Source organism: Zunongwangia sp., assembly GCF_048269745.1.
Lineage (GTDB): Bacteria > Bacteroidota > Bacteroidia > Flavobacteriales > Flavobacteriaceae > Zunongwangia.
In genome coordinates, this window is record NZ_JBLXIB010000012.1 from 106,448 (window position 1) to 121,821 (window position 15,374).

A 15,374-nucleotide genomic window follows, 5' to 3' on the forward strand; every position below is an offset into this window, starting at 1 on the left:
TAATTTAAAAAGATTATGAGAAAAAATATTTTATTCTTATTTGTTTGTGTTTTGGCATTTTCAAGTTGTGAAAATCAATTCGATCCTGCAGTTGAGAATTTTAAGGATATAGATTTTATGTATACTGATCCGAAATTTGCTCAGGGCGTTTTAACCTCAGCATATCGTTATCTGCCTAATGTGTATTCAAATACTGAATATGCAACGGACGATGCTGTAACAAATGAAAGAGGTAACTCTTATTTGCAAATGGCTACTGGTTCATGGACTGCTTCGAATAATCCTGTAAGTATGTGGGTGGATGGTTATGGGGCAATTCAGACTTTAAATACTTTTTTAGAAAAAAGTGATGATGTAGATTGGGTTGATGACCCAGAAGTATCTGAGCTTTTTAATATGAGAATGAAAGGTGAGGCTTATGGTTTACGAGGAGTGTTCTTGTATTATATTTTACGAAATCATGGTGGTTATTCGGTTAATGGAGAATTGCTAGGAGTGCCTATTTTAACTGATTTTCAAGATTCTGGAGCTGATTTCAATATACCTCGAGCTACTTATCAAGAATGTGTGGATCAAATAATAAGTGATTTGGATATGGCCGTTTCTCTACTTCCAGTAGAATATAATAATGTTGGGGGATCAGGCCAAATACCAGATAAGTATTCGGAAATAGTAACTTCTTCAAGTAATTATAACAGGGTAATGGGAGATTTTTCCAACCAATTGCTTAATGGTCAAATTGCTATGGCCTATCGCTCAAAAGTAGCTTTGATGGCAGCAAGCTCTGCTTTTCAAGATGGGTCAGATATTGGATGGGAGGAAGCTGCCCATTATTCCGCTGAAGTTTTGGATTATATAGGAGGCATTTCTGGTCTGGCACCAGAAGGAAATACCTATTATTCAAATACAAGTGCGATAAACGGATTATCTGGAGGTAACAATCCAGCTGAAATATTGTGGCGTAATAATATTGAGACATCAAGATCATCTCAAGAATCCTCTAACTTACCTCCGTCACTATTTGGAGAAGGTAGAATGAACCCTACCCATAATCTTGTTAGTGCATTTCCAATGGGCAATGGCTACCCTATTACACACCCATCGAGTGGGTACGATTCTTCTGAGCCTTATGCAAATAGAGATCCGCGCTTATCAAATTACATTGTGTATAATGGTAACCTTTTAGGAGTAAATGATACTCCAATTTATACTGGCACCAATTCTGGAACAGATGATGGTATAAATAGATTGGAAAACTCCACTCGAACAGGCTATTATATGAAAAAGCGTTTAAGAATGGACGTTAATTATAATAATGCTGATGGATCCTGGCAAGGGCAAATTAATTATACACCCCGAATAAGATATACCGAGATCTTCCTTAATTATGCTGAGGCAGCTAATGAGGCCTATGGGCCAACGGGGGCTTCCTCAAATGCATCTTATTCTGCAGTTGATGTTATAAGAGCAATAAGAGCTCGCGGGCTTGGAATTACTGATGATCCATACTTGGAAGAATGCTCTGGTGATAAGAATAAAATGAGAGAATTAATTCGTAACGAAAGAAGACTTGAGCTTTCTTTTGAGGGATTTAGGTTTTGGGATTTGCGTAGATGGGATGTAGATTTAACTGAACCTGCAAGAGGATATGATGTAAGTAACAATGAAGTTTTTAATGTAGAACAGCGCCTATACGAAGATTATATGGTCTACGGACCAATACCTTTTAGTGAAATCTTAAAGTATAGTGCACTCTTACAAAATAATGGTTGGGAATAAACGATAAAAATTACGAATTATGAGGAAAAATATAATATTATTGACTTTTTCTATAGTAGGACTTTTGTTCTCCTGTCAGAATGATGAAATCAGTTATCCTGATTTTGATTATACTACTGTATATTTCGCAAATCAATATCCCCTAAGAACTTTAGAGCTTGGAAGAGACCCTCAAGTAAATAATTCTCTTGATAATGAGCATAAGGTGAAAATTACCGCAACGATGGGTGGTGTATATTCAAATTCAGAAGATAGGATAATTGATATTGAAGTTGATGAATCCTTATGTGATGGGGTGAATTTTCAAGATGGATCTGATCTGGTTCCATTACCAAATAATTACTACAGTCTAGAAAGTAATCAAATTACAATTGAAAGGGGTAATATCTTGGGAGGAGTAGAAGTACAGTTTGAAGATGCTTTTTTTCAAGACCCGCTTACTCTTGATCGTCATTATGTAATACCAATTTTAATGACCAATGTAAAAAATGCAGATAGTATTTTGAGTGGTAATGCTTTAGTTAATGTTCCTAATAAAATGGTTAGCTCAGACTGGGTAGTAACACCTAAAGATTATGTGCTTTATGGTATTAAGTATGTTAATCCGTGGCACGCGAATTACCTGAGAAGAGGAGAGGATCAAATTTCGGATGGAAATACAACCGTAACAGATGTTAGAGAAGAGGAATATGTCGAATATGATGAACTTGTTAGTCTTTCTACCACTGGTTTTAGACAATGTTCTTTACCTATAACGATCTATGAAGACGATAATTTAACTACTCGTGCAAACATTGAATTAATATTAACATTTGATGATGATAATAACTGTGTTATATCGAGCAATTCTTCTTCTTATTCTATCTCAGGTGCTGGGGAATTTGTCATTGATGGAGAAACAAATAGTATAGGCGGTACAGATAGAGATGCATTATATTTAGACTATACCGTAGATTTACAAGATTTGGGATATAATTATTCAACTAAGGATACTTTAGTGAATAGGGATAGGGGGATATCTCCTGAATATTTTAGCGTAATTGTTGAGTAAAAATATATTCTAATAAAGACATAGCTTAAAAAATAAAAAAATGAAAATACTTAATAGATTTATAATCTTATTTGTCTTAATGGCTACGTTGTTTTCCTGTGAAGAAGCCGAATTAGATAATGAATTTGAATCGGGACTAACTTTCGAAAAGCCTGTTGGTGTAGTTAATGAGGAGATGGTAAACACTTACAATGTCCTTAAATCATATGCTAGCAGGCTAAAATTAGGAGCAAATGCATCCTTAACCGACTTATCAGATGAAAATATGGGAAAGTTAATAAGAACAAACTTTACACAAGTTACTCCTTTAGCAGGACTTTATTCGAGTACAATATTATCTGATGATGGAACTTATGATTTTTCAGTAATAAATAATTATATTAATGATGCAACAGATAAGCAACTTTCTGTTTATGGTGATGCCATTGTATCAAATTTGAATCAAAATGCTTCATATTTAAATTCATTTGGAGCTTCAATGACTTATTTGACGCCTCTCTATCCCAATTTTGTAAATCAAAGTTCTATTACTGCTGGAACCTTTACTGGTTGGACGGTAAATGGTGATGTTTCTATAGAGGAGTATATGGAAGAGCCCTCTGTTAAGTTGGAGAATGATGCATCAGTGGTTTCAGGCGGAGATACCTCTTTACAATCACCTGTCTACTCAGTGGATGAAGGTGCAGAATTTGAATTGACTTTTTACGTACTCTCCAATCAGGTTGGTGAGGGAAGAGTTGTTTTTAATGGTTTAAATAATAATGAACCAGAAATGGATTGGACAGGAGTAGACTCCACCAGCACTACTTTTACTACAGAAATAGGTTGGAATAAAATTCAGGTTCAAACTACAGATTTTGATGATAGTGGCGAGTTTTCTTTCAAAATAGAATTGGGATATACCCCTAATGTCACTTATTTTTTGAATATAGAAGGACTTTCATTGATCAATTTGAACGGTACAGTTGAAAATCCTGAAGAAATATTTATTGAAGCAGAGGATGGAGTTCTTGGTTCAGAATGGCAAATAAATAGCGATACTGATGCGTCTGGTGGAATGTACGTATTGGCGAATAGCGCTGAAAATTACCTTACTCCAAATGATCCTGGTTCAGAGCCATATTATATAAATTATACTATCAATGCAGTTACAGCGGGAACATATACTTGTTGGGTTCGTGGATTGGGACCTACTGCAAGTGACGATTCTTTTTTTCTTAGTGTCAATGGGAATCCCTTTATATATAATTATTGGAACCTAAACTCTAGTGGATGGCAATGGACAAATCTTGGTACCTATACTTTATCGGTCGGAGAGAATAATTTCGCTGCTTGTATTCGGGAAAATGGATTTCAAATGGATCGATTCTATTTTACCCTCACAACTAATACGCCTTCAGGTATGGGCTCCCCAGTAATTCCTCAGAATGAAGTGACTCTTGATGTCTCTCAAGATGTTAAGAAAAATGCTGTACAGAAAGTTCTTAAGAATTATATAACAAATGTATATGATGAACTAGGAGAAAAAGTGGATGCCTGGACAGTGGTAAAAGAACCTTTTGATGAAGCAGGTAATGTTGCCGTAAGTGGAAATGCTGGGGAGGAAAATTCATATTATTGGGCTAATTATCTTGGAGAGGAATATATATCTTATGCATTTAATCAAGTTAAGGAAAATGCTCCAGAGTCAACTAAGTTATTTTTAAGTGAAAATCATTTAGATGTAAATCCGAATAAACGAGAAGCTGTTATTAATATGCTCATGAACAACGCTGATATTGATGGTATTGCGGTTAGTTTAGAATTAAATCTTGAAAGTGATTTAAACCAAGTGGAAACCTTGTTCAATGATTTAGCGGCAACAGGTAAATTGATTTATCTTACTAATATGAAAATAGTTGTTTCGGAAAATACAGAAGAAGCTTATGCCCAACAGTCTGAATTTTATGATAGAGTGGTCAGTTTTTTTAAGTCTAATGTTCCTAACGAACAACAATATGGAATTTCATTAGCCACACCAGTTGATAACACAGGAGGATTATGGGATTTAGACTACAATAGGAAATTGCCATATGTTGGTTTTGCCTTAGGTTTAGGTGCGGAGGAATAAAAAACTAATTAGGAATTTATGCATTTTTCTTCTATTTCTTGAAGTCATAGTAGTATAGATTATGATAGAGATAATATTGCTGAAATGTTTCAACTACTTGGTAGAAACCGGTAAATTCATAAAAGTTTCAGAACCAACCGATTAAATTATGGAATAACAAGTCGAGATGTATAGTTATGTAGTTGAAGCTCTGAAAGAATTGTAAAATTCCTATAAAAATGTACCAAAAATATTTCAAAAATGATTACGTTTCTATCCAATTAAATTTATTCATGTGTGAATTTTACTGAATAGTTCTCCTAACCCAAGAAGTCTGGATACCATTTGGATTGGCAACACTTATAACCCGGTATGAATTAGCCATTAGGAATGTTAGGAGAACTTTTTTATATCAATGAAAGAGTGAGCTTGTTTAAATCAATTCGATGTTCAGATTTTTTCATTATATATTCATTTTAATATGAAAATTGTAAATTATTAATTTAAGATTTTACTGGTTTTTCTTGAAATTCAATCTCAAAATAAACGATCATGTTTAAAAAAAAATTCCATATTTTTAAATTGTTATTAAGTGTTTTTTTTACATTTTACAGTTGTAATTCCAATAAGAAAACCGTTGATGACAGCGAATCCTCAGGCACTACCTTAAAGGATGCTTTTAAAGAGAAATTCCATATAGGAACTACTTTGAACGGTAGGCAACTAATGGGAGGAGAACCTGAAACGATGAGAGTGGTTGCGAAGCATTTTAATTCCATTGTTGCTGAAAATGAAATGAAAAGTGCCAGAATTCATCCTTCGGAAGAAGATTTTGATTTTAGGCTTCCGGATAAATTTGTTGAGTTTGGGGAGGAGAATGATATGCATATTCACGGGCATACCCTAATATGGCATTCTCAGGCTCCTGATTGGTTTTTTGTTGATCAAGACGGGAACACCGCTTCAAAAGAATTGCTTACCAAACGTATGAAAGAACACATTCATATGGTCGTAAGTCGATATAAAGGCAGAATTCATTCCTGGGATGTTGTCAACGAAGCGATTGAAGACGACGGGAGTTATAGGAATAGTAAGTTTTATCAAATATTAGGTGAAGATTTTATCAAACTGGCATTTGAATTTGCGCATGAAGCAGATCCAGAAGCCAAGCTTTATTACAATGATTATTCTATGGCAATACCGGCAAAACGCCATGGAGTAGTGAGAATGGTAGAAAGGCTTAAAAATGATGATGTTCATATCGATGGGATTGGAATGCAGGGACATATTGGATTAAAGCATCCTGATATTATTGAATTTGAAAAAAGTCTGGAAGCTTATGAAAATTTAGGAAAAGTGATGATCACAGAATTAGATCTTAGTGTTTTGCCTTCACCGTGGGGAGATGCAGGGGCAGAAATTTCTGATAATTATCAGTACGATGATAAAATGAATCCTTTCCCAGATGAGCTGCCAGCTGATGTTAAGGAACAATTTACAAAAAGATATATAGAATTTTTTGAACTATTTCTGAAACATCATAATAAAATTGAAAGGGTTACCCTTTGGGGAGTGAACGATGGAAATTCCTGGAAAAATAATTGGCCGGTAAGAGGAAGAACCGATTATCCGTTGCTATTCGATCGTGAAAACAAGGCTAAACCTGTGGTAAATGAACTTATAAAATTGGCTGAGGTAAAGTAAGCCTACAAAATTTGAAGTTGTAAATGAAAAATGTCTGTTTACTTATCTGACTGTTTGGTATTTTTCCATGTTGCGATTACAAATTAAGATAGGTTAATTCTACTGTAAAATTTTAAAAATGAAACGATTATTTGTCATTGCATTTTTCTTTGGTTTCATCAGTCAATCGATGGGACAGTTTTCTCAGCAGGAGCGGGATAGTATTTACCGTCTAAGTGTGCAGGATCATCAATTAATGCTTCAGAAACTACAAATAGAATTCTTGAGGCCGGGACCGTCCGGAAATCCAAACGATCCTAATGCTGCGAATGCTAATGAATCCAAAGTCGCAGATTATTGTTTACCAGAACTTTTGGTTTCTAAAGATGGATCAAAAGTCACTTCAGTTTCTGCATGGGAAAAACGCAAACAGGAAATTAAAGAATATTTTAATGCTGAGATTTATGGACAAATCCCTGAAAATATTCCTGCTGTAAATTGGAAGGTTATTTCTCAAAAAGATTCAGTTATCGGCAAATATCAGGTTCAGGTAAACAAACTTTTGGGAGAGGTAGATAATTCTGCTTATCCAAAGATCGAGGTTGAGATCCAGATGACTTTAACCCTTCCAAAAAATACAGAAAAAAAAGTACCGGTAGTTTTAAAATTCGATTGGAATTTTCCAGCAGGCTTCAACCCAAATCCTGACCAGAAAAATCCCTGGCAGCAACAATTGCTAGCTCAAAATTGGGGTTATGCCAGTTTAATTCCTACAAGTTATCAAGCAGACAACGGTGGAGGATTACGGGAGGGTATTATTGGTCTTGTTAATAAAGGAGAACCACGAAAATTAGAGGACTGGGGAACTTTAAGGGCCTGGGCCTGGGGTGCTAGCCGTGCTATGGATTATTTTGAAAAGCATCCAGAAATTAATGCAAAGCATGTAGCTATAGAAGGACTTTCTCGTTATGGAAAGGCAGCAATGGTAGCTATGGCGTATGAAGATCGATTTGCTGTTGGATTTATAGGATCTGCTGGGGCGGGTGGAACAAAAATTCTTCGACGTAATTTTGGAGAACAATTAGAGAATCTGGTCTCCAGTTCCCAATATCATTGGTTTACTCCTAATTTTATAAAATACGGTGGCCCTTTAAAAACAAAAGATCTTGCTGTAGATGCCCACCATCTAATTGCACTTGCAGCGCCACGTCCGATTTTTATAAGTAGCGGAGATCCTAAAGTTGAAGGAAACTGGATTGATGCCAGAGGAATGTTCTTAGCCAGCGTTCACGCGAGTCCGGCATATGAAATTTATGGAGAAAAAGGACTGTCAAAAACCGAATTTCCTGAAGTAGGAGAATTTTTATCTGAAGGTAAAATCGCTTTCAGAATTCATAAAGGCGGTCATACCGTAGTCCCTAACTGGCCTTATTTTATAAAATTTGCCAAATTCTATTTCAAATAAAGATTATGGAAAGGAAGAAATTTACTTATTATAATTTTAAGCTATGTTTATGGGATATAGGTTTGCGCTATTCAATTATACTACAAAAGAAGCAAGAGGGTATGTAGATTTCGATTACTTTGAAATTGAAACTGAAAAAATAATTAAAATGAAAAATATAAATATTCCGAAAATGATATTTCTAAATCTGTTAATACTTTTGTACAAAATCTGCTAATAATGGATCAGTTTACTGCAGATCCTACAGCAAGAGTATTTGACGGAAAACTATATGTGTTTCCTTCACATGATATTGTGCCGCCCGAAGACGAAGGCCGCACCGAATGGTTTAATATGGCCGACTACTACGTTGTTTCTTCGGAAAACCTAAAGGAGTGGACAGACCATGGAAAAATTCTGGATCAAAATGATGTTCTTTGGGCAGATCCTAAGGCTTACAATATGTGGGTACCTGATGCAATATCCAAAATGGGCAAATTTTATTTCTATTTTCCCACCAGACTCAAATACGCTGGAGATGGCGAAAAAAGCTTTTCCGTTGGGGTGGCAGTAGCCAATAGGCCTGAGGACCCCTATAAGACGCAGCCAAGCCATATTGAAGGATCTTTTGTGTTTGAGAGAAATGACACTTATTATATGACTTATCCACACGTTGGCAATAATACTGAAATACAGGAATATGGAATAGCCGATAATCCGATGGGACCTTTTACCCATCAGGGTGTGATTATGGATGAATCGACTTCGGAAACCTGGACCAATCACCATTCCATAGTAAATTATGAAGATCAGTGGTACTTATTTTATCACGATAATGATCTTTCCCCGATTTTGATAAAAATCATTCTATTCGTGCCAATAGTTTGTTCTTTCAAGAGAATGGAAACATCAAAAAAGTGATTCCAACTAAATGCGGAGTGGGAAATACCTTCAGTACTTCTGAAATTCAAATAGACAGATTAGCGCGAAAGGCAATTATGGAGCTGAAGCCGTTTTTTTAGACCGGCTTAATCCTTCTCAGGGTTGGAGAGTGGTATTAAATAAACCTGATGCCTGAATAAGATATAATCGTATTGATTTTGGTTCCAAAAATCAAAAAATTAAGGGGTAAAACCAGTGATTTTGAAGGAATAGAAGGTAAGATTGAATTCCTGGAGATTACTAAAATTAAGATTAAAGGTGGAAAAATAACTTCATAAAATGCGACTCTTAAAATTCAAAATGCCAATAGTGCTACCCTATATATTTCTATTGCTTCAAATTTTAAAAACTATAAAGAGCTGAGTACTGATGAAGAAGCAAAATATCTTTCAGTAATGGAAAAAAAGAAATCAGAAGAAATTTACAAATCTCATCTGGAAGGTTATCAAACCTATTTCAATCGGGTATCTTTGGATCTTGTTAAAACTAAGACTTCCAAGTTACCCACCAATGAGCGGATCATAAACTTTAAAACCACAAATGATCCAGATCTTATTTCCCTGTATTTTCAGTTTGGACGCTATCTTGATTTTATGATTAGGGAATCAGAGAATAACTGGCTGGTGGTATCACCTTCTATTTCTCCAGAACATGTACCAACCGGGCATCCGGAATCTTCTTTAACACACGGTGCCACAATAGATAATCAGCTTATTTTTGATCTATTTTCAAGAACGGCAAAGGCTGCGGAAATATTAGGGAAAGATGAAGAATTTATAACCGAATTAAATGAAAAACTTCTGGATTCACCTCCAATGCAAATTGGAAGTTGGGGACAGTTACAGGAATGGATTAAATACAGGGATGATCTCAGTAGTGATAACAGGTACGTCTCAAATTTATACGGACTTTACCCATCAAACCAGATTTCACCTTATCGTAATAAGCAGTTGTTTGAGGCTGCAAAAACGTCATTAATGGCTCGGGGAGACGAATCTACGGGTTGGTCTATGGGGTAGAAGGTGAATCTATGGGCAAGATTGCTGGATGGTGATCATGCCCTAAAATTAATTAAAGACCAATTAACCCCTTATATGCCGGAAGGACATAGCGAAAAAGGCGGTACTTATCCCAATCTTTTTGATGCGCATCCTCCATTTTAAATAGATGGGAATTTTGGTTGCACTGCTGGGATTGCCGAAATGCTTTTACAAAGTCAAGATGGTACTATTCACTTATTACCAGCATTGCCTGAAGATTGGAGTAAAGGAGAAGTTTATGGGTTAAGAGCTCGTGAAGGTTTTGAAGTAGCTCTGGATTGGGAGAAAAATAAGCTAGACAATGTGGTTATTAAATCTAGATTAGGAGGGGTTAGGTGTTGCTCGAATTGGATCATATACTTCATTGACAGGAGAGGGATTAGAAAAAGCCAAAGGTGATAACCCAAACAAATTTTATAATCTTTCGGAAATTAAACAATCGCTTATTTCGGAAGAAGCTGATTTAAAACTCATTGAAATTCAGAAGGTTTATGAATATGATTTATCCACTACTAAAGGAAAGCAATATAAACTAGAACTCAAAAAATGACCAAAACCGTAAATTATGAAACCAAAGATTAATATTCTAACATTAATGGCAATCTGGATGTTGCTTACTTCTCAGTTTTTAATTGCCCAACTTCCACCAACTATGAAATGAAGGATTGGTTGGTTTTCTCTTCTACCGACATGAAGAATTGGATCAATCATGGTCCAAAGCTTTCACCAAAAGAGTTTTCCTGGGCAACTGGAGATGCCTATGCGGCAGAGGTGGCAGAAAGAGATGGTAAATTTTATTTTTATGTATCCACATTTCATAAAGATGATGAAAGAAGTGATGGAGGGGCAGCTATAGGAGTAGCGATTGCTAACTCCCCATTAGGTCCATTTAAGGATGCTAAAGGAGAAGCCCTGATCTATAATGAAATGACCACTGATAACCCACACGGGTGGGATGATATAGATCCTTCTGTTTTTGTAGATGAGGATGGTCAGTCATATTTGTACTGGGGTAATGGTAGCCTTAAAATGGTAAAATTGAAGGATAATATGATCGAATTGGATGGACAAATCCACTATTACAATCCAAAGAATTTTATAGAGGGTCCCTGGGGTTTACAAAAGAAAAGGCCTTTATTATTTAGTATATGCGAGCAAGGGAGAAGAACGAGAAAGAATTGAATACGCTACTTCTGATAGTCCGGAAGGACCTTGGGAATACCGTGGAATACTCACAGATAGCGCTCCCAATAGTTTTACGATTCATCCTGGTATTATTGAATATAAGGGTAAAGATTATTTCTTTTACCATAACGGGGTATTACCAAGCGGAGGAAGTTATCGGCGATCAATTACGGTAGATTATATGTATTACAATGGAGATGGCACCATTAAGAAAGTAGAACAAACAGAAGAAGGGGTAAAAGCTTTAGAATAATTTTGCTCTTCAGCTAATTGCTGTTTTAAAAACAAAGTAACAATCATAGTGAAGAGAGTAAATATTAATAGTAAGCTTTTATTTTGCGGTAAATTGATCTCTTGGAAAATTCAGCTATGTTTTAGACAGCTAAAATTTCCACAATTTGCTAGATATCGTTGCAGGAGATTTTCTTTTAACTAAGGTAGCCGGAGGCATTACCGTGAATATGATTGATTTTTACGTAACATCGGCAAACGAAGCAGAGCAGAATAAGATGCAGTAAAAACTTCTAATATGAATTAAAAAATAGGAATATGAAGAAAAAAGTTTATTTTTCATTGGTATTTTTCATCGGCTTGATGTTATTAACAGAAAATATCATCGCATAAGATTGTGATGAGAAAGTACAGGATCCACGTGGTGAAATGGTGCCTTGGACTAAAGGCGCTTCGGAAACTGGAGAGTATAGAAACCTAATTTTAGAAGCTGGTTATTCTCAAGCGAATATTGATGCAAAACTGGAAAAGGCCTATTATGATTTTTTTGAAGGTCCAAATAGAGTATATTTTGAAGTAGAGGATTCTTTGGCTTAAGTTTCTGATCTTAAAAACAAAGATGCCCGTACCGAAGGACTGTCTTACGGGTTAATGGTTGCAATAAGAAAGAAGTTTTTGACAAATTATGGTGCTGGACGGTGAAATACATGTAGCACCAGAAAGGACCCAATTAAGCTTATTTTGCATGGAGCGTAGACCCCAAAACGTGAATTAAAAATTCGGAAGGATCAGCTTCAGATGGAGAATTATTCTTTGTCACTTTATTACTTTTCGCTTCGAATCTTTGGGGGAATGAAACGGGAATAGATTATTACGGTGAAGCCAGAAGGATTTTGGATGCGATGTGGAGTAAAGATGGTACTGGAGATGTTAGGAATGTACTAAATAAAGATTAATTAATGGAATCATAATTATCTTTATGTCATCATAGATTCTGGAAATCGCAAAATATCCACCTATTAGAATATTATTAAAAGTGAATAATTTGTCATTTATTCTATTGAAGTGACTCAAAATATTTTTGACAGCATCTTCCTTTATTTTGTCGATTTTCTTTTTAAATTTTTCTACTTCCATAATTTTAAGTAAGATTTAGTTACCCAATCCAAATTCGTAGTTGTTCACTCGGAATTTCTTTTTCGAATATTCTTGTTATTAATAAATTCGAAGGTCTTACTTTTAAATCCTTTTGGTTTTTGAATTCAATAAAATAAACTCCTCGCTTTGGTATGTCAAGTGACATTATCTTTTTAGTCCTTTCTCCAAATTCATAAGATTGAATTCTCCAATTCGTGACTTTCGGTGTAATTACTTTCCCGTTTTCTTTATTCTTTAATTCAATTGAAAACTCACCTTCAGAAAAACTCCAACCTCCAAGAACTTTTATACTGTAAATTCCGACTGGTAATTCAATTGCTTTGTTAGTATCACAAATGCCAATTGGGAATCTCATTTCTGCATACCTCAAATCAGTTTTTATTATTTCGATTTCTTTCGAGACTTCACATCTACGGAGAAAACCTAAAATCTTTTTGTCAGGTGTTAGTTGGTCATAACTACTTTTGATATATGGTCTTGCTCCATCAGACGGTTCAAATTCAGTTTGCAAATAATCGATTTCTTCTTTATCTAATTCACGTACTGTTCCGTCATTCTCAACATGAACAAATTCAAATTTTTACTGTTCTATCTTCAATTTTCGTTCATTTCTGTAATAATGTCTAGTCCTTAAATATAGCTACAGGTTAAACTTGATTTTAGGTAGTTAATTTGTATACCATATTTGGTGTTTTATACTCTAAAGATAAGTGTAATCTTATTTCGTTATATAATTTAATTGCGTTTTTTGTAGCCCTCTTAGCGTGAGCCGTATTTATAAAGGTTTTATCGAGATAGAATTCATCTTTTAAAATACCATTAACACGTTCAGCCATAGTATTTTCGTAGCAATGATTTTCTTCAGTCATGCTAATATCTATTTGTTTTCTTTTCAGTATCTGAGTGTATACATTGCTACAATATTGTATGCCTCTGTCTGAATGATGGATATCCATCAATGCTTTTTGCTTGATACAAAGCTTTGTTTAAAGCTCTTATACAGCCGCTAAGTTCTAAACTGTCCATCAGGTCATAACCCACTATTTTTCTGGAGTAAGCGTCTGTAATTAAAGCCAGATAGCAAAATCCTTTTAAGGTTCTTATGTAGGTAATATCACTTACCCAAACTTGGTTAGGTCTTGTTACAGTTACATCTTTAACAATATTTTTGTATTTGCGGAACCTATGTAAAGAATAGGTGGTTCTTACACTATATTTCTTGCGTAATGTCAACATATTATGGTCTCTGAGTACCTTAAACAAGGTATCTCTCCCAACTTTTACATTGGCTTTAGTAAACTCATTGTCCAATGATTTAATCATTTTTCGAACTCCTTCTCTAGGTAAGGACTTGCGTCGCTTTTTAATGATCTGAATAATCTGTTTTTCTAGTTTTAAACGTTGATTTTCCCTGTTTACATACTTGTAATAGGCATCACGTTTTAATTCGAAACACTTGCAAACAGTGCTAAGCGAAGCAAATCCTTTACTTTTTGTTTTAGCTTTGAGTAAGGCTAGATATTTAGTTTTTTTTGAGCTCTATTACATTTTTATAGCCTAGTTTTTCAGCAGCTACTTCTAGATAGGAATCCAGTACCATAGCATCCAGGTCTTTCTTGAGCAATAGTTTTTTAAGTTGTTCAATTTCTTTTTGAAGCTCTTTGATTCTTGTGATTTCGTCTTTTGTTTCCACTTTGATACGGGTATTCATTAGGTCTTTACGTTCGTATTTCCTGCTCCATTCATTGATGGTGGTAGGATTGATTCCGTAGAGTTTCCCTAGTTGGTTCTTGTTAAGTTTTCCGGAGGTAAGTTCGTCTAAAATTTTTAATTTAAACGATTCGCTGTAGCGTCTAATTACTTTGTCATTTTTGTACATAATTATTAAAATTATGTAGCCATATTTCAGGACTAGACATTTGAAAAATGACAGAAACGAACAATAATAACGATGGAATAATAGTCGGAGAAATTTCCAAAGTTGCGAATAGTAATTCAAGAATTAACCGAATTTTAAGTATGTTTTTAGACCATTGTATTATGTGTCTTTTAATTGTGCCGTTAGGATTTCTGATTTTTGGATTAGGAGCATTAATGAAGGACAATTTGAATAACGGAATTGGAATAATTTTGGTTTTTATTCCATTCTTCATTTATTTAAATAAGGACTTTTTCAAAGCCAAAAGTCCAGCAAAACGGATTTTAGGGTTTCAAGTAATTGACCGAAAAACGAACAAATCAGCGAATGAATTACAATGCTTTGTACGGAATTTGACTATTTGTGTTGCTTGGCTATTAGAAGTTATTATTGGACTCATAAATCCTGAAAGGCGAATTGGCGATTTTATTGCAAATACGAAAGTTATTGTATCGGAAAAAGAAAAATTTAAATCGATTTGGACTGATTTAAAAAACACGAAATTGAAAACAAATTTCATAGGAATTTTAATAATTGGCGGAATTTATTTTTATGGATTAAGTCTTTTATTAACCGGAATGAATTAAAAAACGATTTGCCAACAATGGTTATAATTCATTGCGGCGGAATTTTCTGCCGAAAATTCCACGAATATTTGCTAAATTACAGCCGTAACCGAAAAGTCCTGCCGGACTTTTCCGCAACGAAATCATAACCTAATCCGTTGGCAAAAATACTGCAAAATATAGAAGTTTAATAGAAAAAATAAAATGAAACAATTTGTAAAAATCACAATCCTTTTATGGATTTATTTTGGGTTAAATGCTTGTAGTAGAAATAATGAAACTGTATTT

The 15,374-nt window shown here is 34.8% G+C and carries 15 protein-coding genes and 2 pseudogenes; 13 read left to right on the forward strand and 4 right to left on the reverse strand.

Translation table 11 applies throughout. The features are described from left to right. The first annotated feature begins 15 nt into the window (after positions 1-15). The 12 genes and pseudogenes from ACN0WI_RS13710 to ACN0WI_RS13765 all read left to right on the forward strand — a co-directional run bounded on the left by ACN0WI_RS13710 (position 16) and on the right by ACN0WI_RS13765 (position 12,041). Positions 16-1,779, forward strand: coding sequence for a RagB/SusD family nutrient uptake outer membrane protein (locus ACN0WI_RS13710; protein WP_417887549.1), 1,764 nt, complete (start codon positions 16-18; stop codon positions 1,777-1,779). A 40-nt stretch (positions 1,780-1,819) separates the two neighbouring features. Then, a complete protein-coding gene (locus tag ACN0WI_RS13715) occupies positions 1,820-2,830 on the forward strand; it encodes a DUF5627 domain-containing protein (protein ID WP_417887550.1) in 1,011 nt (336 codons plus the stop codon). Positions 2,831-2,870: 40 nt separating this feature from the next. After that, on the forward strand, positions 2,871-4,940 hold the full coding sequence (locus ACN0WI_RS13720; RefSeq protein ID WP_417887551.1) for an endo-1,4-beta-xylanase: 2,070 nt from the start codon (positions 2,871-2,873) through the stop codon (positions 4,938-4,940). A 531-nt stretch (positions 4,941-5,471) separates the two neighbouring features. Further along, positions 5,472-6,623 carry an endo-1,4-beta-xylanase gene (locus ACN0WI_RS13725; RefSeq protein ID WP_417887552.1) on the forward strand — a complete coding sequence of 384 codons (1,152 nt, stop codon included), beginning with the start codon at positions 5,472-5,474 and terminating at the stop codon, positions 6,621-6,623. Positions 6,624-6,741: 118 nt separating this feature from the next. Next, positions 6,742-8,067: an acetylxylan esterase gene (locus ACN0WI_RS13730; protein ID WP_417887553.1), complete on the forward strand. Its 1,326-nt coding sequence runs from the start codon at positions 6,742-6,744 to the stop codon at positions 8,065-8,067. Positions 8,068-8,116: 49 nt separating this feature from the next. Continuing rightward, a complete protein-coding gene (locus ACN0WI_RS13735) occupies positions 8,117-8,284 on the forward strand; it encodes a hypothetical protein (RefSeq protein WP_417887565.1) in 168 nt (55 codons plus the stop codon). Positions 8,285-8,286: 2 nt separating this feature from the next. Beyond that, the gene (locus ACN0WI_RS13740; protein WP_417887554.1) at positions 8,287-8,967 is read left to right on the forward strand and encodes a family 43 glycosylhydrolase; all 681 of its coding nucleotides are present in this window, start codon (positions 8,287-8,289) and stop codon (positions 8,965-8,967) included. A gap of 416 nt (positions 8,968-9,383) precedes the next feature. After that, a pseudogene (locus ACN0WI_RS13745) lies at positions 9,384-10,151 on the forward strand (glycosyl hydrolase family 95 catalytic domain-containing protein). A 39-nt stretch (positions 10,152-10,190) separates the two neighbouring features. Continuing rightward, entirely contained in the window at positions 10,191-10,427 is a 237-nt protein-coding gene (locus ACN0WI_RS13750; RefSeq protein WP_417887555.1) for a glycoside hydrolase family 95-like protein, read from the forward strand. A gap of 291 nt (positions 10,428-10,718) precedes the next feature. Beyond that, complete coding sequence (locus ACN0WI_RS13755; protein WP_417887567.1) at positions 10,719-11,210, forward strand: family 43 glycosylhydrolase; 492 nt, start codon at positions 10,719-10,721, stop codon at positions 11,208-11,210. Then, positions 11,197-11,466: pseudogene (locus tag ACN0WI_RS13760) on the forward strand (glycoside hydrolase); the annotation flags it as partial. The gene ACN0WI_RS13755 and the pseudogene ACN0WI_RS13760, both read left to right, overlap by 14 nt. A gap of 407 nt (positions 11,467-11,873) precedes the next feature. Beyond that, entirely contained in the window at positions 11,874-12,041 is a 168-nt protein-coding gene (locus tag ACN0WI_RS13765) for a hypothetical protein (protein WP_417887556.1), read from the forward strand. 559 nt (positions 12,042-12,600) lie between these two features. Here ACN0WI_RS13765 and ACN0WI_RS13770 read toward each other — a convergent pair. The 4 genes from ACN0WI_RS13770 to ACN0WI_RS13785 form a co-directional block, all read right to left on the reverse strand. After that, positions 12,601-13,113, reverse strand: coding sequence for a hypothetical protein (locus ACN0WI_RS13770; protein ID WP_417887557.1), 513 nt, complete (start codon positions 13,111-13,113; stop codon positions 12,601-12,603). A gap of 148 nt (positions 13,114-13,261) precedes the next feature. Continuing rightward, positions 13,262-13,558 (reverse strand): transposase, encoded by a 297-nt coding sequence (locus ACN0WI_RS13775; protein ID WP_417887558.1) that lies wholly within the window; start codon positions 13,556-13,558, stop codon positions 13,262-13,264. Next, positions 13,518-13,925 carry a transposase gene (locus tag ACN0WI_RS13780; RefSeq protein WP_417887560.1) on the reverse strand — a complete coding sequence of 136 codons (408 nt, stop codon included), beginning with the start codon at positions 13,923-13,925 and terminating at the stop codon, positions 13,518-13,520. Before ACN0WI_RS13780 ends, ACN0WI_RS13775 begins: the two co-directional genes overlap by 41 nt. Positions 13,926-14,124: 199 nt before the next feature. Beyond that, positions 14,125-14,481: a transposase gene (locus ACN0WI_RS13785; protein WP_417887562.1), complete on the reverse strand. Its 357-nt coding sequence runs from the start codon at positions 14,479-14,481 to the stop codon at positions 14,125-14,127. Positions 14,482-14,528: 47 nt separating this feature from the next. On the opposite strand from ACN0WI_RS13785, the gene ACN0WI_RS13790 reads away from it, so the two are divergent. Beyond that, positions 14,529-15,107, forward strand: coding sequence for an RDD family protein (locus ACN0WI_RS13790; RefSeq protein WP_417887563.1), 579 nt, complete (start codon positions 14,529-14,531; stop codon positions 15,105-15,107). The last annotated feature ends 267 nt before the right edge of the window (positions 15,108-15,374 follow it).